22 protein-coding genes and 1 tRNA gene are annotated in these 21,433 nt (G+C 57.5%); 3 read left to right on the plus strand and 20 right to left on the minus strand.

What is annotated here, in order from left to right:
* Positions 1-132 precede the first annotated feature (132 nt).
* From J4D52_RS14920 to thrS, 12 genes are all read right to left on the minus strand, one after another.
* A complete protein-coding gene (locus tag J4D52_RS14920) occupies positions 133-1,881 on the minus strand; it encodes a fatty acyl-AMP ligase (protein WP_158246968.1) in 1,749 nt (582 codons plus the stop codon).
* 325 nt (positions 1,882-2,206) lie between these two features.
* Positions 2,207-2,848 (minus strand): hypothetical protein, encoded by a 642-nt coding sequence (locus J4D52_RS14925; protein WP_124302665.1) that lies wholly within the window; start codon positions 2,846-2,848, stop codon positions 2,207-2,209.
* 272 nt (positions 2,849-3,120) lie between these two features.
* Positions 3,121-3,954 (minus strand): AraC family transcriptional regulator, encoded by an 834-nt coding sequence (locus tag J4D52_RS14930; RefSeq protein WP_025804141.1) that lies wholly within the window; start codon positions 3,952-3,954, stop codon positions 3,121-3,123.
* A gap of 1,554 nt (positions 3,955-5,508) precedes the next feature.
* A tRNA-Pro gene (locus J4D52_RS14935) sits at positions 5,509-5,585 on the minus strand.
* A gap of 91 nt (positions 5,586-5,676) precedes the next feature.
* Positions 5,677-6,033 (minus strand): MerR family transcriptional regulator, encoded by a 357-nt coding sequence (locus J4D52_RS14940; protein WP_007920509.1) that lies wholly within the window; start codon positions 6,031-6,033, stop codon positions 5,677-5,679.
* Positions 6,014-6,316, minus strand: coding sequence for an integration host factor subunit alpha (gene ihfA, locus J4D52_RS14945; RefSeq protein WP_002553164.1), 303 nt, complete (start codon positions 6,314-6,316; stop codon positions 6,014-6,016). Before ihfA ends, J4D52_RS14940 begins: the two co-directional genes overlap by 20 nt.
* A 3-nt stretch (positions 6,317-6,319) precedes the next feature.
* The gene (pheT, locus tag J4D52_RS14950) at positions 6,320-8,698 is read right to left on the minus strand and encodes a phenylalanine--tRNA ligase subunit beta (protein ID WP_063429412.1); all 2,379 of its coding nucleotides are present in this window, start codon (positions 8,696-8,698) and stop codon (positions 6,320-6,322) included.
* 36 nt (positions 8,699-8,734) lie between these two features.
* Positions 8,735-9,751 (minus strand): phenylalanine--tRNA ligase subunit alpha, encoded by a 1,017-nt coding sequence (gene pheS / locus J4D52_RS14955; protein ID WP_007920512.1) that lies wholly within the window; start codon positions 9,749-9,751, stop codon positions 8,735-8,737.
* A gap of 109 nt (positions 9,752-9,860) precedes the next feature.
* Positions 9,861-10,217: a 50S ribosomal protein L20 gene (rplT, locus tag J4D52_RS14960; protein WP_007905879.1), complete on the minus strand. Its 357-nt coding sequence runs from the start codon at positions 10,215-10,217 to the stop codon at positions 9,861-9,863.
* A 30-nt stretch (positions 10,218-10,247) separates the two neighbouring features.
* Entirely contained in the window at positions 10,248-10,442 is a 195-nt protein-coding gene (gene rpmI, locus J4D52_RS14965; RefSeq protein ID WP_002553160.1) for a 50S ribosomal protein L35, read from the minus strand.
* A gap of 60 nt (positions 10,443-10,502) precedes the next feature.
* The gene (gene infC, locus J4D52_RS14970) at positions 10,503-11,054 is read right to left on the minus strand and encodes a translation initiation factor IF-3 (RefSeq protein ID WP_169914426.1); all 552 of its coding nucleotides are present in this window, start codon (positions 11,052-11,054) and stop codon (positions 10,503-10,505) included.
* Complete coding sequence (gene thrS, locus J4D52_RS14975; protein ID WP_025804143.1) at positions 11,054-12,976, minus strand: threonine--tRNA ligase; 1,923 nt, start codon at positions 12,974-12,976, stop codon at positions 11,054-11,056. Before thrS ends, infC begins: the two co-directional genes overlap by 1 nt.
* A gap of 386 nt (positions 12,977-13,362) precedes the next feature.
* Between thrS and J4D52_RS14980 the strand changes: the two genes are divergently transcribed.
* Together J4D52_RS14980 and J4D52_RS14985 are read left to right on the plus strand one after the other, a co-directional pair.
* Positions 13,363-13,662 carry a hypothetical protein gene (locus tag J4D52_RS14980; RefSeq protein WP_009043058.1) on the plus strand — a complete coding sequence of 100 codons (300 nt, stop codon included), beginning with the start codon at positions 13,363-13,365 and terminating at the stop codon, positions 13,660-13,662.
* A gap of 293 nt (positions 13,663-13,955) precedes the next feature.
* Complete coding sequence (locus J4D52_RS14985) at positions 13,956-14,168, plus strand: cold-shock protein (RefSeq protein ID WP_003179963.1); 213 nt, start codon at positions 13,956-13,958, stop codon at positions 14,166-14,168.
* Between the two features lie 73 nt (positions 14,169-14,241).
* Here the strand turns inward: J4D52_RS14985 and J4D52_RS14990 are convergent, their stop codons facing one another.
* Complete coding sequence (locus tag J4D52_RS14990; protein WP_063429408.1) at positions 14,242-14,553, minus strand: I78 family peptidase inhibitor; 312 nt, start codon at positions 14,551-14,553, stop codon at positions 14,242-14,244.
* A gap of 160 nt (positions 14,554-14,713) precedes the next feature.
* A complete protein-coding gene (locus J4D52_RS14995) occupies positions 14,714-15,019 on the minus strand; it encodes a hypothetical protein (RefSeq protein ID WP_102677060.1) in 306 nt (101 codons plus the stop codon).
* A gap of 163 nt (positions 15,020-15,182) precedes the next feature.
* Here J4D52_RS14995 and J4D52_RS15000 point away from each other — a divergent pair, with 163 nt between their 5' ends.
* On the plus strand, positions 15,183-15,395 hold the full coding sequence (locus J4D52_RS15000) for a hypothetical protein (protein WP_007920523.1): 213 nt from the start codon (positions 15,183-15,185) through the stop codon (positions 15,393-15,395).
* Positions 15,396-15,429: 34 nt separating this feature from the next.
* Here the strand turns inward: J4D52_RS15000 and J4D52_RS15005 are convergent, their stop codons facing one another.
* Genes J4D52_RS15005 through J4D52_RS15030 form a run of 6 tightly spaced genes read right to left on the minus strand, consistent with a single transcriptional unit; the run spans position 15,430 to position 21,390 of the window.
* Positions 15,430-16,458 carry a nucleoside hydrolase gene (locus J4D52_RS15005; RefSeq protein ID WP_007920524.1) on the minus strand — a complete coding sequence of 343 codons (1,029 nt, stop codon included), beginning with the start codon at positions 16,456-16,458 and terminating at the stop codon, positions 15,430-15,432.
* 40 nt (positions 16,459-16,498) lie between these two features.
* The gene (gene rbsD, locus J4D52_RS15010; protein ID WP_102677059.1) at positions 16,499-16,903 is read right to left on the minus strand and encodes a D-ribose pyranase; all 405 of its coding nucleotides are present in this window, start codon (positions 16,901-16,903) and stop codon (positions 16,499-16,501) included.
* Positions 16,900-17,817, minus strand: a complete 918-nt coding sequence (gene rbsK, locus J4D52_RS15015; protein WP_102677058.1) for a ribokinase — start codon at positions 17,815-17,817, stop codon at positions 16,900-16,902. Before rbsK ends, rbsD begins: the two co-directional genes overlap by 4 nt.
* Before the next feature lie 22 nt (positions 17,818-17,839).
* A complete protein-coding gene (locus tag J4D52_RS15020) occupies positions 17,840-18,859 on the minus strand; it encodes a LacI family DNA-binding transcriptional regulator (RefSeq protein WP_102677057.1) in 1,020 nt (339 codons plus the stop codon).
* A gap of 3 nt (positions 18,860-18,862) precedes the next feature.
* Positions 18,863-19,840: an ABC transporter permease gene (locus J4D52_RS15025; protein WP_025804151.1), complete on the minus strand. Its 978-nt coding sequence runs from the start codon at positions 19,838-19,840 to the stop codon at positions 18,863-18,865.
* Positions 19,837-21,390: a sugar ABC transporter ATP-binding protein gene (locus J4D52_RS15030; RefSeq protein WP_102677056.1), complete on the minus strand. Its 1,554-nt coding sequence runs from the start codon at positions 21,388-21,390 to the stop codon at positions 19,837-19,839. Before J4D52_RS15030 ends, J4D52_RS15025 begins: the two co-directional genes overlap by 4 nt.
* Positions 21,391-21,433 lie beyond the last annotated feature (43 nt).

Here is a 21,433-nt window from a genome sequence, read left to right on the forward strand (position 1 = left end):
GTGGGAGGTTGAGGTTTCCATCGGGCACAGGCCGCCTATACCACCAGGACGGGCCACAGTCGGGCTTCATCCAGAGGCAGGGTTAATGCGACGTTGATTCCGGTTTTGGAACGACGACCTCTTGGCGTGAACTCAGTCAGCCATCAGCGGCTCGCGCGCCCAGTGGTCGAGCACCTTGAGTTCGCCGCTTTCCCAGGCCTGGCGACAGGCTTTGCGACGGACTTTGCCGCTCGACGTTCGCGGTACCTGTCCGGGAGATACCAGCACCACGGCTTGCGGATTGATTTCGTGTTTCATCCAGACTTCCTTCTGGATATCCATCATCACGTCCTGCAAATTGCCATGACGTTGCGTGCGCTCGACTTCGGCGACAATCACCAGGCTTTCCTGAACGTCATGCTCACTGACGAAGGCTGCGCAGCCGTTGGCGACCACCTTGGGCTGGCTCGTCACGACCGACTGCTCGATGTCTTCCGAATAGAAGTTGCGTCCGGCGATGATGATCATGTCCTTCAAGCGACCGGTTACGTACAGCTCCCCTTCATGCAGGAAGCCAAGGTCGCCCGAGCGAAGGTAGGCCTCTCCCGCCTGATCGCTGACGGACTGGAACGCGTGATTGCTGGCTTGCGCCTGCTGCCAATACCCACGGGCGACGCTCGGCCCCGATACGCAGATTTCACCGACACAGCGCTCGGCGCACGGCGAGGCCGTCTCGGGATCGACGATCAGTAGTTTCTGCTGGCCGATTACCGGTCCGACGCTGACCAACGAGCGCCATACCGGGCTGTCCTGAGCCTGTGGAGTCTCGAATTGCTGGTTGATGATTGCGTGCTTTTCATCCTGCAGAATCTGCCGGTCGACCAGCAGACTGGAAGGCTGTTTATCACCGGCATAGCCGGTAACGATCAATGTGCTCTCAGCCAGTCCGTAGCACGGTGCAAAAGCGGAGGGGTCGAAGCCGCTGGCAGCAAAACGCGAGGAGAACTCAGCCATGGTCCGGGCCCTGACAGGCTCCGCGCCATTAAAAGCATGCCGCCAACTGCCAAGATCCAACGTAGACAATTGCTCATTGCTGATGCGCTGACAGCACATGCTGTAGGCAAAGTTGGGAGCACCGCTGATCGTCGCTCGATACCGACTGATCGCGTCCAACCAGACAAAGGGGCTATGGGCAAAGGTTTCCGGTGGCATCAACACGCACGGATAACCAGCCATGACCGGCGCCAACAGACCCGCGATCAACCCCATGTCGTGGTAAGGCGGAAGCCAGCTGACCATGACCTCGCCAGGCTTCCCCCCCAACCATTCGTTGAGCATCCCCAGGTTGTGTTCAATATTCCGGTTGGAAACCATCACTCCTTTGGGGTTTCCCGTACTTCCTGAGGTGTATTGCAGGAATGCGGTGTTTTCAGGAAGTTGAACCGCAGGTTCGGGCAACCCCTCGACGTATCGCTCACTTGCCTCAATAGTCAGCAAGGCGGAGTCGGGGACGCCCATTTCGGAAAAAAACTCACCGTAACGCCCCACCCCCTTGGCGTTGCAGAGCAACAAGGAGGCCTGGGCATCGTTCAAAATGCTGACGACGCGCGAGACATGCAAACGATTGCGCGGCGGAAATAAAGGAACGGCAACAGCACCCGCATAAAGACAGCCAAAAAACGCCGTGACGTACTCCGGCCCAGGTTGACAGAGAATCAGGACGCGTTCCCCGACACCCGCTCCGGCAGCCTTGAGCATGGCTGCCACTCGACTTGCGGAACGCTTCAGTTCCGCGTAATCCAGAACCTGCTCCGACACACCCTTCGACGACAAAAATTCGAACGCTCTCTGTGAGGAAGAAGTTCTGGCGCGCTCGCAAAGTTTATCAATGATCGAACTCATAAGTATCACCCCCTTCAGGCAACTATTAAGTAGGTACTCTCGGCACTCATCACTGCTATCGATTTTTTTGGGCAACGACAAACCGTCCATCGCTCATACCAAACGATGAATTAGGCCCAGCTCTATCTCCGTCGCAATGACAGTTAAAAATCACAAGATCATTTATTCACTACAACCAGGACCGCGCCGACTTCCAGATTTAATGAAGAAAAGACATCAACAATGGAAGTTATCATTGCATGACATAGTCAATGCCGATGTTGTTTTCAGACGAACCCCACCGCCATTCGAACTCAAGCGTCACTCGAGTTAAACTTTATAATCTTTATCGTGAAATGAATCGTCGCTCAAGAAGCGCTAATGAGATTACCCAGCGCAACACTGTCTCAATTGCGGCGAGATACAGGTATAGAGGCATCCACTCCCAGAGCCGGAATGAAAGACAAACCACTAGATACGTAAACTTATCGGATTTTACCGGAAGCGAACTGCTTCCAGCAGGCAGGAGGTAGCAAGGAGCGCTAAAGGGAGAGGCATCGATGGCGAGCGGATCATTTGCATATTCATGATCTATCGTCACATTCATTGACAAGGCACTAATGGCCTTACGAGCAGGGCATTCCACTTTGCAGCAATACGTCGTTAATCCGCTCCCCATGAAGTAACGCTGAACCAACCCGCGCTGCCACTTCCATGCTACATGCGTCACAGTCAGGACAGCATTTCCATGGTTGATGAAAAGCACCTCAATACCCTGCCTACAACCGGAAAAACGCCTACGCTCAACCATAACCACTCGAGCGAAGCCTGTATCAAACAATGCGTGCAACTGCCCAGGCACCGCAACACAAACAACAGTCCCACGACGCAACAGCTTAAAGCCCTCTACAGGAAGACTGTAGATCCGATGTATCAAAGACAAGATCAAAGCCCTGTCTCGATAACCATCAGGTAGATGGGCTTTCATAGGAAACCCCTGAAATTACATCCCTGCATATTTCATGATTCCATACCAGTTAACCGTTGACAGGCATGATAGCGCGACCTCATCAATCTTAAGTCAGTCACATACTTTTCATACACCATCGTTTTTCAAATCAACCACCAACGACCCAACTCTATCAAAGATACTCTTCAAGACCTTATATAAATCGGCGTTTTTTTATCATTTTTTAATTAGTGCTCGCGTCGATACACTCTCATATCCCGACACATCTTCCAGACAGATGGATCGACATATTACGCCTCCGCACTCAACGCGGACTCCTTGCACTGCCGGGAGCGACTTGGGGTACAACCGAATCGACGCCGGTAGCTCTGGGTAAAGTACGACTGACTGGAAAAACCACTTGCCATCGCAATATCCACAATGCTCAGCTCGCTATTAAGGAGCAAATGATGGGCATGCAAAATTCGTCTCTCACTGATCCAGGCCCTGGGAGAGACACCGTACACAACTCCAAAAAGGTCCTTGAACGTCGTCAAGCCCATGCCAAACTCCCTGGAAAACTGACTTATCCGCCATTCCTTCAGGAAGTACTGCTCCATAAAAAGCTGCAATCGCTCGACGTTCCTGTTGCTCTGCTGGCGCAGTAATGACATCAATTCCGCGCCTTGAGGACCAAAGACAAACAGAATCAGCAACTCTTCCACCTTCAACGATGCCAGCATGGGAGGGTGTTCGTGCACAAGCAAATTCTTCAAACTTTTTACACAGTCAGCGAGCAATGGATTGCTCTCAAAAGCGATAATATTTACACCTGATTTTTCCCTCCGCTCAACCTCACCCAGCAATGCGCCGAAGCGCTGGATAAAGCTTTGCAGGAACTGATCCGACAACGGAATCCATAACAAGTCACTTCGCTGCTCCCCAGTTCTCACCAGATAGCTACCCCGCCTGACAACCAATAGCTCGCCAGCTTCAACGTGCTTTGTTACGTTAACATCTCGAATTGTCAGCTCCCCCCTCATCAGAACATAAACACCTTCTACAGAGATGGATAGTGACTGAAACGCAGGAATACACCATCGACACGAAGATACTTTCTGATCAAGCGTGTTAGCACCTTGCATATCATTATAACCCCAACTTGTACAGCACCCCTATGCTGCCATGCTTAAACAGCATGCCAACATCACCCCTATATACTATTACCATTTTTTTGCAGCGCATCATCAACCTGGGTCAACTACTCGCCTTCATGATTTAGTGCAATAGCTCTTATTACCCCCAGCCCCCGGCAGCGGCGTACATCTTACGCACAAGCAACTATAAATTATTAACCTTTTGGGTAGTACAGACAGGAAGCAGACAGGAAAGCCTTGGGCAAACATTTAGATTATTATTGACATTCAACCTGCTCGGTATTAATACCACTTCAACTGATAGCATGTAGCCATCACCCCTGACCTTAACGACTCCTCATAAAATGCCAAGTACCATCTAATCATTAAGCGCGGCCTTGCAAGCTACTCCTCTTTTGCCTCTCAGCCAACTCAATCCGGCAACCAAGAAACTACTGCGCCCATCTCTTGTCCATTGAATGCTAACACGCAAGGTACGAAGCACTTTGTCACTGACAGACTTATATTTTAAAAAAAAAGCCACATCTACCTGCAGCCTTTCTCGTGAAGTAATCACAAAATTTTACAATGATTCCATCTTATAATTTCAAACTAGCGCTTGATGCATGATTCATGCTTTACAAGCGTACACGTTCCCTCTCCACCCAAGCCAAGTACCCCATTGGTGAGTACCCTCTCCCTGGACGGACCTCCGAACACCCCATTTTTACCCCCAATAAAAGTGGTTTATCGATCACCCTACCCCTCTGCTATCGACAAGGAAAACCCGGGGCTCGAGCGAATGCCTGCCGATCATCCTGCTCTGGTTCTTCTGATCCGCGCCCCCCCTCGTCTCATCGCCGCGCATGACATGATGCACCGCCCACCCGGGATCACACCATGAGCCCCTCCCCTTCTTAAACACCCCACAGGGCCCTACCCACGCACAACTTCCGGTTGGCAAGCGCAGCGCAGGATTCGACTGCAGGGACAGGCATAGACCTACGTCGAGGCGAGGGCAATTGATGAAAAATACAGTCGCCACCACAACGAACACCATAAAGGAGACGCACGATGGCGCGACAACCGACACCGGTATCTGCCAAACGACAAATCAACGATGAGGCACAGAGACGTGCCACAGAGCGGTACCCCAGGAAAAGATCCAGCAGCAGGGGCCATGACGCTTGGATGTGCTGACGTCACGCAGCAGAAATCAACTCGGCGACCAACAAAACCCACGAACCTCATGAAAACCTGTATTCCCGCCCTGGCGGAAGGATGAGAAAGAGAATCAGGTCATGATTCAGCGAATGCATAGCACAACCAGGAAGAAGGTGAGGATTGCGGAGCAAAGGCCTGAAGAGAGAGGCTCTTCACTCCTGCGCGAGCCCCCGGAGAAGGCTACGGCTGTAGGCAACTCCCGAACCACAAGGACAGAAGCGCAACCAGGCGCCAGCGTTCTTAAAAAGGAGGCTGGCCTGAAAAGTCGAGAAATAACGTAAAAGTCATGCGCATGAAAAAGCCCAACCTGTGAAGATTGGGCTCAGTCATTGAATTATATGGTCGGGACGGAGTGATTCGAACACTCGACCCCTAGCACCCCATGCTAGTGCGCTACCGGACTGCGCTACGCCCCGACTAGGCGTGTTACTGGGTTCGCTTCTTAACGAAGCGCTAAAGAATATATCGCAAGCTTTTGAAATATGGAAGTATTTTAAAAGCCAAAAATTACTTCTTGAGCACCACCAGAACGTCCTCCAGTTCGGAGATCATCTGGCGGATCAATTGCTTGTACTGGGTGGTGTCGTCTTTGGCCTCATCACCGGAAAGGCGCAGGCGCGCTCCACCAATGGTGAACCCCTGATCATAAAGCAACGCGCGGATCTGCCGGATCATCAGCACGTCCTGGCGCTGATAATACCGGCGATTTCCGCGGCGCTTGACGGGGTTGAGTTGAGGAAACTCCTGCTCCCAATAACGCAGCACATGCGGTTTGACCGCACAGAGCTCGCTGACTTCACCGATGGTGAAGTAGCGCTTGCCCGGAATGACCGGGAGCTCGTCGTTATGACTTGGTTCCAGCATAAGCCTCAACTCGGGCCTTCAACTTCTGCCCTGGACGAAAGGTGACCACACGGCGTGCCGTGATCGGGATTTCTTCACCCGTCTTCGGATTGCGGCCAGGTCTCTGGCGTTTATCCCGAAGATCGAAGTTACCGAAACCGGACAATTTGACCTGTTCGTTGTCTTCGAGAGCGTGCCTGATTTCCTCAAAAAACAGCTCGACCAATTCCTTGGCCTCACGTTTATTCAGGCCCAGCTCTTCGTAGAGACGTTCGGCCATTTCAGCTTTCGTCAGAGCCCCCATACGTCACTTCCTTAACGTGGCGTTCAACCTTTGTTCGAGCGAGGTGAGGATATTTTGCGTCGTGGAGTTCACCTCATCGTCATTAAGAGTGCGCGATGGATGCTGCCAGGTCAAGCCAACTGCAAGGCTTTTTCTATGAGGATCAATGCCTTTACCTTGGTACACGTCAAACAACCTGAGGTCTGTCAGCCATTCGCCTGCATTCTCACGGATTACGTCCAGCACCGCGCTGGCGGCCACATCACGATCAGCCAGCAGGGCCAAGTCACGACGCACTTCAGGAAAGCGCGACAACTCGTGGAATTCAGGCATTTTTCCCGAGGCTACTTCGGTCAGGACCAGCTCGAAAACGAAGACCGGACGGTCGAGACCGAGGGTTTTCGACAATTCAGGGTGGATCGCGCCGATATAGCCAACCAGACGACCTTCACGCTCGATGCGCGCGGTTTGACCCGGGTGCAACGCAGGGTGCTTGCCAGGCGCAAAAGTGAAAGCATCGAGTGCGCCGGCAAAGCCTAGCACCGCTTCCACGTCAGCCTTGACGTCAAAGAAGTCCACAACGTCGCGACCTTGTGCCCAACCTTCCGGCAGACGAGTGCCGCACACCACGCCGGCCAGCATCGGCTCTTGCTTCAAACCTTCCAGTTGACCGACGAAACGCAGACCGCTCTCGAACAGACGGACACGGTCCTGCTGACGGTTCAGGTTGTGCTGAAGCGCCTTGACCAGCCCCGGCCACAGCGACGAACGCATGGCAGCCATGTCGTTGGAAATCGGGTTGGCCAGCAACAGCGGCTCGACACCTGGATTAAACAACTCGAACTGTTTCGGATCGATGAAACTGTAAGTAATAGCTTCCTGGTAACCGCGGGCCACCAGCAAACGACGCAACTCAGGCAGCTCGCTACGGGCTTCAGCCTTGGCTTGTGGGGCCAGGCGCGCTTGCGGGTAGCGAACCGGCAGGCGGTTGTAGCCGTACAGACGGGCCAGCTCTTCGATCAGGTCGACTTCCAGGCTGATGTCGAAGCGATGGCTTGGCACTTCAACGCGCCACTGCCCCGCTCCATCGGCGGAAATCTTCAGGCCCAGAGCAGCGAGCAGACGCTCGACTTCCGGCGCGTCGATTTCCATGCCCAGCATCTGGGTGATGCGCTCGGCACGCAGGGTGACCGGAGCGATCGACGGCAGGTGCTGCTCGCTGACCGCTTCGATGATCGGGCCGGCTTCGCCACCGGTGATCTCCAGCAGCAGGCCAGTGGCACGCTCCATGGCTTCACGGGCCAGTTGCCAGTCCACACCACGCTCGTAGCGATGCGAGGCGTCGGTGTGCAGACCATAGGAGCGAGCTTTACCAGCCACAGCGATCTGGTCGAAGAAGGCACTCTCCAGGAAAACGTCGCGAGTCGTCGCGGTTACGCCACTGTGTTCGCCGCCCATGACACCGGCAATCGCCAGGGCACGAGTGTGGTCGGCGATAACCAGGGTATCGCTGCGCAGGGTCACTTCCTGGCCATCCAGCAAGACCAGCTTCTCGCCCTCTTCGGCCATCCGTACACGGATGCCACCGTTGATTTCGGCGAGATCGAAAGCATGCAGCGGCTGCCCCAGCTCCAGCATCACGTAGTTGGTGATGTCCACAGCCGCATCGATGCTGCGTACATCAGCGCGACGCAGACGCTCGACCATCCATAGCGGGGTCGGCTTGGACAGGTCGACATTGCGGACAACCCGGCCCAGATAACGCGGGCAGGCAGCAGGCGCCAGCACTTCAAGCGGACGCACTTCGTCGTGCGCAGGCGCCACGGATATCACGACCGGACGGGTGACCGGTGCGGCATAGAGCGCGCCGACTTCACGAGCGAGACCCGCCAGCGACAGGCAGTCACCACGGTTCGGAGTCAGATCGACTTCAATGCTGGCGTCGTCCAGTTCCAGGTACCCACGGAAATCCTTGCCTACCGGCGCATCGGCCGGCAACTCCATCAGGCCGTCATTGCCCTCTCCCACCTGCAGTTCTACCTGGGAGCACAGCATGCCGTTCGACTCGACGCCGCGCAGCTTGGCCTTCTTGATTTTGAAGTCGCCAGGCAGTTCCGCACCAATCATGGCGAAAGGGATCTTCAGGCCCGGACGCACGTTTGGCGCACCGCACACGACCTGGAAGGTTTCCGCGCCGTTGCTGACCTGGCAAACACGCAGCTTGTCGGCATCGGGATGTTGTTCGGTGCTCAGCACCTCACCCACCACCACGCCACTGAAAATACCGGCGGCCGGCGTCACGCTATCGACCTCAAGACCGGCCATCGACAGACGAGCAACCAGCTCGTCGCGACTTACCTGCGGGCTTACCCAGCCGCGCAGCCATTGTTCACTGAATTTCATCCTGCTCTCCTGAAAGATTCGTTACGGGCGTGCGACCTAGCGAAATTGCGCGAGGAACCGCAAGTCGTTGTCGAAGAACAGGCGCAAGTCATTCACGCCGTAACGCAGCATGGCCAGACGCTCGGCGCCCATGCCGAAGGCAAAGCCCTGGAACTCTTCCGGATCGATCCCGGACATGCGCAGCACGTTCGGGTGAACCATGCCGCAGCCCATGACTTCGAGCCAGCCGGTCTGCTTGCAGACACGGCAGCCTTTACCGCTGCACATCACACATTCCATGTCGACTTCGGCGGACGGCTCGGTGAACGGGAAGTACGAAGGACGGAAACGTACCGCCAGTTCTTTTTCGAAGAACACCCGCAGGAACTCTTCGATGGTCCCTTTGAGGTCGGCGAAATTGATGTCGCGATCGATCAGCAGGCCTTCGACCTGGTGGAACATCGGCGAGTGGGTGATATCGGAGTCGCTACGGTACACACGGCCTGGGCAGACGATGCGGATCGGCGGCTGCTGCGATTCCATGGTGCGGACCTGTACCGGCGAGGTATGGGTGCGCAACAGCATGTTCGCGTTGAAATAGAAGGTGTCATGCATCGAACGGGCCGGGTGGTGGCCTGGGATGTTGAGCGCCTCGAAGTTGTGATAGTCGTCTTCGACCTCGGGGCCTTCGGCGATGCCGTAGCCGATATGGGTGAAGAACTGTTCAATACGTTCCAGGGTCCGGGTCACAGGATGCAGACCGCCGGAGACCTGGCCGCGGCCAGGCAGGGTCACATCGATGGACTCAGCGGACAGTTTGGCAGCCAGTTCGGCTTCTTCAAACAAAGCCTTACGCGTATTGAGAGCCTCTGTAACACGCTCCTTGGCAACGTTGATCAGGGCACCGACCTGCGGACGCTCCTCTGCCGGCAAATTCCCCAGGGTCTTCATCACCTGAGTCAATTCACCCTTCTTGCCAAGGTACTGAACCCGGATTTGCTCCAGGGCATTGATATCTTCAGCGCTTTGCACAGCCTCTAGTGCTTGAGAGACCAGCGCATCCAGGTTTTCCATGTACAGACTCCAGATACAAAATAGGGGAAGAGCTTGTAGGCTCTTCCCCTATTTATGACGTTTAACACCTGAGCCCACAGAGGTGAGCCCGGGTGACTGTCGGGGGTACTTAAGCCAGAGTGGCTTTAGCTTTCTCGACAATCGCAGCAAACGCCGCTTTTTCGTTCACTGCCAGATCAGCCAGAACCTTACGGTCGATCTCGATGGACGCTTTTTTCAGGCCGGCGATGAAACGGCTGTAGGACAGACCGTTGATACGAGCACCAGCGTTGATACGAGCGATCCACAGAGCGCGGAACTGACGTTTTTTCTGACGACGGTCACGGTAGGCGTATTGGCCTGCCTTGATTACCGCTTGCTTGGCAACACGGAATACGCGGGAGCGCGCGCCGTAGTAGCCTTTAGCAAGTTTCAGAATTTTTTTGTGACGTTTACGGGCAATGACGCCACGCTTTACACGAGCCATGAGTTACTTCCTCTATTCTTGATCCAAAAATTAACGAAGGCGCAGCATGCGCTCGACTTTTGCCACGTCAGACGGATGCAGCAAGCTGCTACCGCGCAGTTGACGCTTACGCTTGGTCGACATTTTGGTCAGGATGTGGCTCTTGAAAGCGTGCTTGTGCTTGATACCGTTAGCAGTTTTCAGAAACCGCTTAGCAGCACCACTTTTGGTTTTCATCTTTGGCATGTTCGGATACTCCGCATTCAGTTGATAAACATAATCAGAAGGCCTGCCGTGCCCTGTTGATTACTTCTTCTTTTTCGGGGCGATGACCATGATCAGCTGGCGTCCTTCCATCTTAGGATGCTGTTCGACCGAACCGTACTCTTGCAGGTCAGCTTCAACCCGCTTGAGGAGTTCCATCCCCAGCTCCTGGTGGGCCATCTCACGGCCGCGGAATCGCAAGGATACCTTGGCCCTGTCCCCGTCACTCAGGAAACGTACCAGGTTGCGCAGTTTTACCTGGTAATCCCCTTCCTCCGTCCCTGGACGAAACTTGATTTCTTTTACCTGAATCTGCTTCTGGTTCTTCTTCGCCGCGGCAATCTGCTTCTTCTTCTCGAAGATCGACTTGCCGTAGTCCATCACACGGCAAACCGGTGGGACTGCGTCGGCGGAGATTTCCACCAGATCAAGCTTGGCTTCTTCAGCAATACGAAGCGCTTCATCAATCGAGACGATGCCAATCTGCTCGCCGTCAGCGCCAATTAACCGAACCTCGCGTGCCGAGATATTCTCGTTGATCGGGGCTTTCGGTGCAGCTCGTTTATCTTGTCTCATTTCACGCTTAATAATAATTACTCCGAATCTGGGCGACCACGCCGGGAAACCGCTTGTGCAAGGAACTCCGAGAACTGGGCGACGGGCATCGAGCCCAGGTCAGCACCTTCACGGGTACGCACAGCGACAGTCTGCGTCTCGACTTCCCGATCTCCAATAACCAAGAGATAGGGAACCTTGAGCAAAGTATGCTCGCGGATTTTAAAGCCGATCTTTTCATTTCTCAAGTCAGACTTGGCACGAAATCCGCTTTGGTTGAGGGTTTTTTCCACTTCGAGGGCAAAATCTGCCTGTTTATCAGTGATATTCATCACCACGGCCTGGGTCGGAGCCAGCCACGCAGGGAATGCCCCTTCGTAATGCTCGATCAGAATCCCGACGAAACGCTCGAAGGAGCCGAGGATCGCCCGGTGCAACATCACCGGATGTTTACGGCTGTTATCTTCGGAAACGTACTCGGCGCCCAGACGGATCGGCAGGTTGAAATCGAGCTGCAAGGTACCACACTGCCAGACACGCCCCAGGCAGTCTTTCAGCGAGAACTCGATTTTCGGACCATAGAACGCCCCTTCGCCCGGTTGCAGGTCATATGGCAGACCAGCGCTATCAAGCGCGGCGGCCAAGGCATTTTCAGCGCGATCCCACAGCTCGTCGGAACCCACACGCTTTTCAGGGCGAGTGGAAAGCTTCATTTCGATGTCCTTGAAGCCGAAATCGGCATAGACATCCATGGTCAGCTTAATGAACGCAGCGGATTCAGCCTGCATCTGCTCTTCGGTACAGAAGATATGCGCATCGTCCTGGGTGAAGGCACGCACCCGCATGATGCCGTGCAATGCACCGGACGGCTCGTTACGGTGACAGGCACCGAACTCGGCCAGGCGCATCGGCAGCTCGCGGTAGCTCTTCAGGCCCTGATTGAATACCTGCACGTGGCATGGGCAGTTCATCGGCTTGATGGCGTAGTCGCGGCTTTCCGACTCGGTGGTGAACATGTTTTCGGCGTAGTTGGCCCAGTGCCCGGATTTCTCCCACAGGCTGCGATCGACCACCTGTGGAGTCTTGATCTCCAGGTAGCCGTTTTCGCGCTGAACCTTGCGCATGTACTGCTCGAGCACCTGGTACAGGGTCCAGCCGTTCGGATGCCAGAACACCATGCCCGGCGCTTCTTCCTGGGTATGAAACAGGCCCAAGCGCTTGCCGATCTTGCGATGGTCGCGCTTCTCGGCTTCTTCGATACGCTGGATGTAGGCTGCCAGTTGCTTCTTGTCCGCCCAGGCGGTGCCGTAGACGCGCTGTAGCTGCTCGTTCTTGGCATCGCCACGCCAGTAGGCGCCGGACAGCTTGGTCAGCTTGAAGGACTTGAGGAAGCGAGTATTCGGCACGTGCGGACCGCGGCACATGTCGACGTATTCTTCGTGGTAGTACAGGCCCATGGCCTGTTCGTTCGGCATGTCCTCGACCAGGCGCAGCTTGTAGTCTTCGCCGCGAGCCTTGAACACTTCGATCACTTCGGCGCGCGGAGTGACTTTCTTGATGACGTCGTAATCTTTCTCGATCAGCTGTTGCATGCGCTGTTCGATGGCTGCCAGGTCGTCCGGGGTGAAAGGACGCTCGTAGGCGATGTCGTAATAGAAGCCTTCATCGATCACAGGACCGATAACCATCTTCGCGGTCGGATACAGCTGCTTGACTGCGTGGCCAACCAAGTGAGCGCAAGAGTGGCGAATGATCTCCAGCCCCTCTTCATCCTTTGGCGTGATGATTTGCAGGGTCGCGTCGCTGTCGATCAGATCACTGGCGTCGACCAGCTTGCCATTGACCTTGCCGGCCACGGTGGCCTTGGCCAGACCTGCGCCAATGGATGCGGCGACCTCGGCTACGGAAACCGGATGATCGAATGAACGTTGACTGCCGTCGGGAAGAGTAATAGTGGGCATGGCGCCTCCTCTCCTAGTGGTGACCCCTACCAAAGGTCACGTGGGTTGGGATGAGCCAGTACGCGGTTCGATCCAGGCCGTTCGTGACGAACGCCTGCCTCACAGTGGCAGGAGCCTTGCGGCCAACCGGTAAAACGAACCAGAGTGACTGGAGTTCAAATCAGAAAAATAGAGGCATAGACCGCAGTGGGATTGAAATTCGCCCAGAGCCTGAAAACACCCAAGCCGGGCATGCTAGCACAGATGAACGGTCATCGCGCCGTACTTCCCACCGGGAGCAGCGTAACAGCGCTTTCTAAGCTAGAAAGTGAACTTGGTGTGTACGCACGGTCTCAAATACACCGAGAATCGCCATTCTTGTACCAAATCCCAGGAGAGCTCGACTCATGCGCCTCACCCAACTATTCGCCCTTGCCGCCCCCTTCGCCCTGCTGCTGCCATTGAGCGCGCAAGCCGCCTGGCCAGCCGGGGTACGTGCCGAATACATGAAGGATTGCACGGCTGCCGCCAGCCAGAGCGTTGATGTGAAAAGTGCGGAAAAGCACTGCGCCTGTGGTGCGGACAAGCTCAATGAGAAATTCACTACCGACGAAATCAAACAACTCATGAGCAAGCAGACTCAACCGGATCCGGCGCTGAGAACCAAGGCGCTGGACGCTATTGCCGCTTGCCGGGTGGTGAAATAAGTCTTTAAAGCGCGCGAGAGGGCCTTGAATCAGGTTCGATGCGATCTGAAAACAGGCCTTTTTTCACAATTTACGCAGCTTTTACGGCTTTTTTTATCACCGAATATTTTCGGTGAAAGCCCCTTAAACCGGGGCCTTCAGCCGATCGGAGCAACAAAACGGACTCAACCACCTGGGAATCGGCACGTCCGGGGGGCTCCCAAGTCGAACATTTCGACTATGATAGCCCGGTGTGCCCAGTTGGCCTGAGCAGCACAGTACTACTGAAAATATATGTTTCTTGGAGATACACCATGTCTAATCGCCAAACCGGCACCGTAAAATGGTTCAACGATGAAAAAGGCTTCGGCTTCATCACTCCTCAAGGTGGCGGTGACGACCTGTTCGTACACTTCAAAGCTATTGAAAGCGACGGTTTCAAAAGCCTGAAAGAAGGCCAGACCGTTTCCTTCGTGGCTGAGAAAGGCCAAAAGGGTATGCAAGCTGCACAAGTTCGTCCTGAGTAATTTCTCAGCGAGCTAAAAAAACCCCGTCCATGTGACGGGGTTTTTTATGCAAGGTGCAAAAGCACTGATGAGATCAGCCGCAATTGACCCGGGTGACCACCAGTTTGGTATCGGTATTGAGATTCAGCCGATCGGAACGGTATTCCAGGGTGATCATGTCATTCGGCTTGAGAATACGGGCGTTTTGCGCGCCTGCGCGAGTGCGCGCCTGTTCCAGCAGCTCAGGCGAAGCTTTTTTGCCGATGGCGAACTCGGCCGCCTTAGCCTCACAGCGGCTATGGCCGCTCTCGGTCGCTACCGGATCCTTATCCGCTGAAGAAGTGCTGCACCCTGCCAAAACGACTGCAGCCAACAAGGTACCGAATGACGCGAGCTTCCAAGGCATGAAGCCTCCTTTTCAAAAATAAGCAGAGATAGTGCGACAACCACTCTGACTATTGGTTTCACAAACGGACTGACCAATGGCTCCTGGCCAGACAGCGGGCAAGTCTGCATCAGGTACGGCCACGTTTTCATGCAGCAATCGTGACCGAATATGAACAGCCTCAGTAAATATCGATGTAATCGAACGGCGGCTTTGGCCAGTTCTGCTTCAAGGCGTTAAGAATCTGCGTCACCCAAACCTCATCGCTGGCCGCTACCAGCCCGACATAACCGGAGCCGGCGGCCCAGGTCTCCAGCCTGAACAGCAGGCCGTCGATCTCCGCGCCACCGACCACGCCCGACGAGATATAGGCAATGCCTGCCTTGGTCACTCGCAGCTGGGTATGCACATCATCACTGGCCGACGCCAGCAACTGGCGCACCGCCTCGAAGGTCAAGGCATCAGGGTTGTTCAAATCGATCTGCACACTGGCCCCCTTTGAAAACAGATAATGACCAAGTGTCGCACAGCCCTCCCCTCATGCCTAAGTCGGAGTGCGCAAAGCCCGCCAAGGTGTTTAACTCTACAAGACCGGAAGCCCTCGACAAGCGTCTGTCCGGCCCGCCCATTTCCGAGCTTGCGAGACTTCCATGGCCACCGTGACGATCGACGCCGACATCAAAGCCAAATGGCCCGAAGGCCACTGCTCCTACAGCCCCGGCAGCCCCGAAGAGCTGGCGATCATCGGCATCGACTTACTGATCAGGGAGCTGGGCACCGAAGCGGCCCAGACGTTCATCGAGCAGATATTCGAGAAGTATCCCGGCGAACACTCGGGCACGCCGGATACAGAGAAGGCGTAACGCCCAGCAGGCTGGCACCTGCCGGGAATATCACTTATTTCAGGCGAGCCAGGCGCTCGGTCAGCAGATCGAAGAAGCCCTGGGCATCGCCATTCTCCACCCAGAACACGTTCTTCTCCTGCTTCAGGCCATCGTACCAATCGACGATGGTCTGGCCGAAGGTCGGACCTTCACGACTGTCGATGACCATGTTGGCCTGGCGCCCGCTGAACAGCTCAGGCTTGAGCAGATAGGCAACGACGGTCGCATCATGCACCGGGCCGCCCGGGATGCCGTAGTGCTCCATGTCACCCTTGACGTATTCGTTGAGGATATCCCCCACCACCTTGCTGGCATTGTTGTTCAAGGCCGCGATCTTCTGCAGGCGCGCATCGCTGGTCAGCACCTTGTGGGTGACGTCCAGCGGCAGGTAAGTCAGCTTCACGCCACTCTTGAGCACCACCTCGGCGGCCTGCGGGTCGGCGAACAGGTTGAACTCCGCCACCGGGGTGATATTGCCGCCATTGAAATGCGCCCCGCCCATGACCACCACTTCCTTGATGCCTTGGGTGATATCCGGTGCCTGGATCAGCGCCAGCGCCAGGTTGGTCTGCGGCCCCAGCATCGCAATGGTGATGCTGTGGGGCTTGGCGGCGCGCAGGGTGTCGATCAGGTAATTGATCGCACTGCCCTCGGCCAGGCCTTTTTTCGGCTCATGCACCGTGACCCCGGAGATACCTTCCTTGCCGTGAATGTTCTCGGCATAGATCGGCGTGCGCAGCAGCGGCTTCGGCGCGCCAGCGTACACCGGCACCTCTTCGCGCCCCGCCCATTCACGGGCCAGGCGCGCATTACGCGAAGTCTTGTCCAGGCGCACGTTGCCGGCCACCGTGGTCAGCGCGCGGATCTGCAGCTCTTCCGGCGACGCCAGGGCGAACAGCAACGCAACCACATCATCGGCACCCGGATCGGTATCGATGATCAGATCGATTTTTTCTGCCGCATGGGCGCTTGTAGCAGTGAACAGGGACACGAGTAGAACACTCCGGATCAGGTGCTTCAGTAGCTGAGCATAGCGGTGCATGGCGCACTCCTTTGCGTGGTTGAACAGAGAGGGGCAACGCTCAGAACGTCACCCCAGCAATCAAAGCGATGTTGCAATAAGGCTGGCACTCCCCGGTACGGACGATTGCCCGCGCCTGGCGGCTGAGCACCTTGAACTCATCGTGGCTCAACAGCTTGCGCGCGCCCAGCGCCCCCTCGGTGCTCAGCGCCTCAAGCGCCTGCAAGACCGCGGATTGTCGATCCAGGATCTCCTGCGCCAGTACATGGCCTTCCACCTGCATCTCGCAAAGCACCACCTGCAAGGTGCTGAGGAAATCCGGAATGCCCTGGGTCAGGGCCAGGTCGATCAATTCGACGCCCGGCGGCACGGGCAGGCCGGCATCGCCGATGACCACGATATCGCCGTGCCCCAGGGAGGCAATCAGTCGCGACAGGGCGACATTGAGCAAGGGTGTCTTTTTCATGCGGGAGAGAACGCCTGTACGTCGGACAACATGGGAATGGAAGGTTGCGCACCTGGGCGAGTCACCGACAGCGCGGCCGCGACCTGGCCGAAACGAATCGCCTCGGCCTCGCTCTTGCCGGCAGCCAGGGCGGCGGCGAAACCACCGACGAAGGTGTCGCCGGCGGCCGTGGTATCGACCGCCTTGACCTTGGGCGCCGGAAAATGCTCGAAACTCGTGCCATTGGCGAACAGCGAACCCTGGGACCCGAGCGTGATGATGACCTTGCCGGCCCCGGCAGCGATCAGGCGGGCGGCCGCGGCTTCGGCGCTCGCCAGGGAATCCACTGGCAAGCCGCTGAGGGCCGCGGCCTCGCTTTCGTTGGGAATCAGATAGTCAATGGACGCGTACCAGTCCGCCGGCAACGGGCCACTGGCCGGTGCGGGGTTGAGGATCACTGTCTTGCCCAGTTCACGGCCGCGCTTGAGGCTATGCCCCACCGTGGGCAGCGGCACTTCGAGCTGGCAGATGATCACATCGGCCGCCTGCAGCACCTTGTCGAAGCCGCTGACGACCTCTGGCGTGAGCTGACCGTTGCCACCGGCCACGATCACGATTGCGTTCTGGCTGCTGTCGTCCACCACGATCAAGGCGACACCACTGGAGCCGGCGACAGCGGTGACGGCCTGGCAATCGATCTGTTCGGCGAGCAACGCCGAACGCAATTGCTCGCCGTAGGCATCATCACCGACGCAACCGATCATCGACACCTGGGCGCCCAGACGGGCCGCCGCCACCGCCTGGTTCGCCCCCTTGCCACCGGAAACCGTGGTGAACGACTGGCCGACCAGGGTTTCACCGGCACGCGGCAGCCGCTCGGCCCGGGTGACCAGGTCCATGTTGAGGCTGCCTACTACCACTACTTTTGCTGGCATACATCGATACTCACAATTCGATTCAACGGTACTCGGCGAATGCGCCGGCCACGGGCGCCGTCGACTCGCGCAGGACAATGCTTGGCGTGACGATCCGCTGGTCGGTCGGCAATCCAGGCGCAGCGATACGACGCAGCAACAGCTCCGCCGCCTGCTCGCCCAGTTGCAGGATCGACTGGCCGACCGTGGTCAGCGCCGGATACACATAACGGCTCATCTGGATATCGTCGAAGCCGATCACCGACAGTTCGCTCGGCACCCGGATATTGCGCTCCGCCGCCGCTCGCAGCACACCGATGCCCATCATGTCGTTGCCGGCGAAGATCGCGCTGGGCGGGTTGCGCTCCAGCAACTGGGCCGCCGCGCGATAACCGCCGGTGCTGGTGAAGTCGCTCTGCAGGATGCGTTCCTCAGGCACTTCCACGCCGGCTTCGCGCAACGCCCGCTGGAACCCCGCCAGGCGCAGCTGCGCCACGCTGGTGTAATCCGGGCCGCCGATGCAGGCGATATCACGATGGCCCAATTCGAGCAGATGACGGGTCGCCAGGTACGCGCCGTATTCGTGATCGATGCGCACCAGGTCCGCATCCACCCCTTCCAGCCCGCGGTCGACTATCACCATCGGCGTGCGTACAGCCGCCAGGCCCTTGGCCAGCCCGCCGTCGCCACCGGCCGAGGTCACGATCAGACCGTCGATGCGCTTTTCCAGCAGCACCCGCAGGTAGCTGCGCTGTTTTTCCGGGTCGTCGTCGGAGTTGCAGAGAATCACGCAGTAGCCGTTGCGCTCGCAATAATCCTCGATCCCCCGGGCCAGTTCGGCGAAATACGGGTTGAGGCTGTTGGGCACCAACAGGCCGATGGTCGCCGTGGTCTTGGCCTTCAGCGAGCGCGCCACGGCGCTGGGCACGTAGTCGAGCTGCTGGATCGCCGCCTCGACCTTGATCCGCACCTCCTCGCTGACCGGGCGCGTCTTGTTCAACACGTGGGAAACCGTGGTGTAGGAAATCCCCGCGAGGGCCGCCACATCTTTGATCGTTGCCATGACTCAGCTCCGCCGGCTTGCACGCTGGCTGCGATAAGTATCCAGCACCACCGCAATCACGATGACCGCGCCGGTGATGATGCGTTTGGTCGGCTCGGTCGCGCCGATCTGCGCCAGCCCCGCGGCCAGCACCGAGATAATCAATACCCCGAAGAAGGTGCTGATTACCGACCCACGCCCGCCCATCAGGCTGGTGCCGCCGATCACCACGGCCGCGATCACTTGCAGCTCCAGGCCGGAACCGGCATTCGGGTCCGCCGCCTCCAGGCGGGAAATCTGGAACAGCGCGGCGATGCCCGCCAGCAGCCCCATCAGGCTGAACACCAGAATCTTGTAGGGCTTGGGATTGATGCCCGCCAGCCGCACCGCTTCCTCGTTGGTGCCAATGCCGATCAGGTAACGGCCGAACACCGTGCGGGTCAGCACCGCCTGGGCGATGAAGATGATCAGCAAGGCGATGATGAACGACGGCGAGATGCCAAAGGCGATCGGGTTCGACAACCAGGCAAAGGCATCGCCGATATAGGCGGTGCGCGAACCGGTCATCTGGTAAGCCACGCCGCGGGCCATTTCCAGCACGCCGAGGGAGACGATGAACGAGGGAATGCGCCAGGCCACGGTGATCGAGCCGGTGATGGTCCCGGCCAACGCCGCGCAGCCCATGCCCAGCAATGCCGCCGGGATGACACTCCAGCCCCAGCCGAGAATCGCCACGCTGACGGTGGAGGCCGCCAGGGCCAGCACCGAACCGACGGACAGGTCGATGCCGCCGATGATCAGGACAAAGGTCATGCCCACCGCCAGCACCATCAGGTCCGGGATCTGGTTGGCCAGGGTGCTGAAGGTGTCGTAGGAAAGAAAATGGCTGCTCAGTGTCGAGAACAGCGCAATCATGGCCAGCAAGGCACCGGCCAGCCCCAGGTAGGTACCCAGGCCATAGTAGTTGCCGCCACGTTTGCCGGCCGAAGATGCAGTTGTCATGGAAGATCCCTAGGCGCTGCTTCGTTGAGCAACGCATCACGTTTTTGATAGCCGGCGAAAGCGGCGGCAAGCAGTTCATCCTGGGTCCAGCTGTCGCGCTCGAAGGTATCGATCAAGCGCCCGGCGGACAGCACGCCAATGCGATCGCAGATCAGCATCAGCTCCCGCAGATCGCTGGAGACCACCACCAGCGCCTTGCCCTGGCGGGTCAGCTCGCCGAGCAGGCCGTAGATATCGAACTTGGCGCCGACATCGATGCCTCGGGTCGGCTCGTCGAACAGCAGCACCGCGCAATCGCGCTCCAGCCAGCGGCCGATGACCACCTTCTGCTGATTGCCTCCGGACAGTTCGGACACCAGTTGCGCCGGCCCCGAACTGCGAATGCGCATGGCATCGATCTGCCGCTGCGCCAGCGCCGATTCGTCACGGCCATTGACCAGGCCGCCACTGGAGATTTCCGGCATGTTGCCCAGGGCGATATTGGCGCTGATGGACTGCGTCAGCAGCAGGCCTTCACCCTTGCGATCCTCAGTAATCAGGGCAATGCCGTGGGCCACCGCGTCGACCGGCGAACGGATATTTGCCACCTGCGCCGGAGAACCCAGGGCAACCGTGCCGCTGTCGGCCTTGTCGGCGCCGAAGATCAGTCGCAACAGTTCGGTGCGCCCTGCCCCGATCAACCCGGAAATACCGAAGATCTCGCCGCTGCGCACCTCGAAAGACACGTCCAGCACCTTGTCGGAACGGCTCAGGCCGCTGACCGTCAGGGCCGGCGCGCCAATCTTGCGCGGGCCGAGATCGATGTGTTCACCCAGCTCGCGCCCCACCATCAGGTTGACCAGTTGCTCGCTGTTGTAATTGGCCATCGGCTCGACGCAAACCAGGCAACCGTCGCGCAGCACCGCGATGCGCTGGGCGACCCGCGCCAGTTCTTCCAGGCGATGGGAGATATAGATGATGGCTACGCCACGGGCCTGCAGACGAGTGATCTGCTCGAAGAGCAACTCGACTTCGCGAGCCGTGAGCATCGCGGTCGGCTCGTCGAGGATCAGCACATGGCAGTCGCCGATCAGGTTGCGCGCGATCTCTACCATCTGCTGGTGGCCAATCCCCAGCTCACCGACCAGGGTATCGGGGTCGATTGCCTCCAGGCCGACTTGGGCCATGGCTTCGATCGCCGCCTTGCGCAACTGCTTGCGATTGATCCAGCCGCCGAGGCTGGGCAGGTTATCGAGGAACAGGTTCTCGGCCACCGACAGGGTCGGCAACAGGTTGAGCTCCTGCATGACCATGCGGATGCCCAGTTCTTCGGCCTGGGTACGACTGCCGGGACGATAAGCCTGACCGTTGAAGCGCATCTCGCCGGTGGTCGGGGCCACCAGGCCACCGATGATTTTCGACAGGGTGCTTTTGCCCGCGCCGTTTTCCCCGGTCAGCGCCAGCACTTCCCCGCGCATCAGCGTCAGGTCGATGCCGGTCAATACCGGTTGCGCATAGGTCTTGCCGATACCGCTGACCGAAAGGACAGCGTTCACAGCGGAAACTGACATAAGAAACTCTCCATGCGCCCGCCTGCTCAGGCGGGCGCCGTTG

The sequence above is a fragment of the Pseudomonas sp. GW460-12-10-14-TSB1 genome, assembly GCF_017349775.1.
Taxonomy (GTDB): domain Bacteria; phylum Pseudomonadota; class Gammaproteobacteria; order Pseudomonadales; family Pseudomonadaceae; genus Aquipseudomonas; species Aquipseudomonas piscium.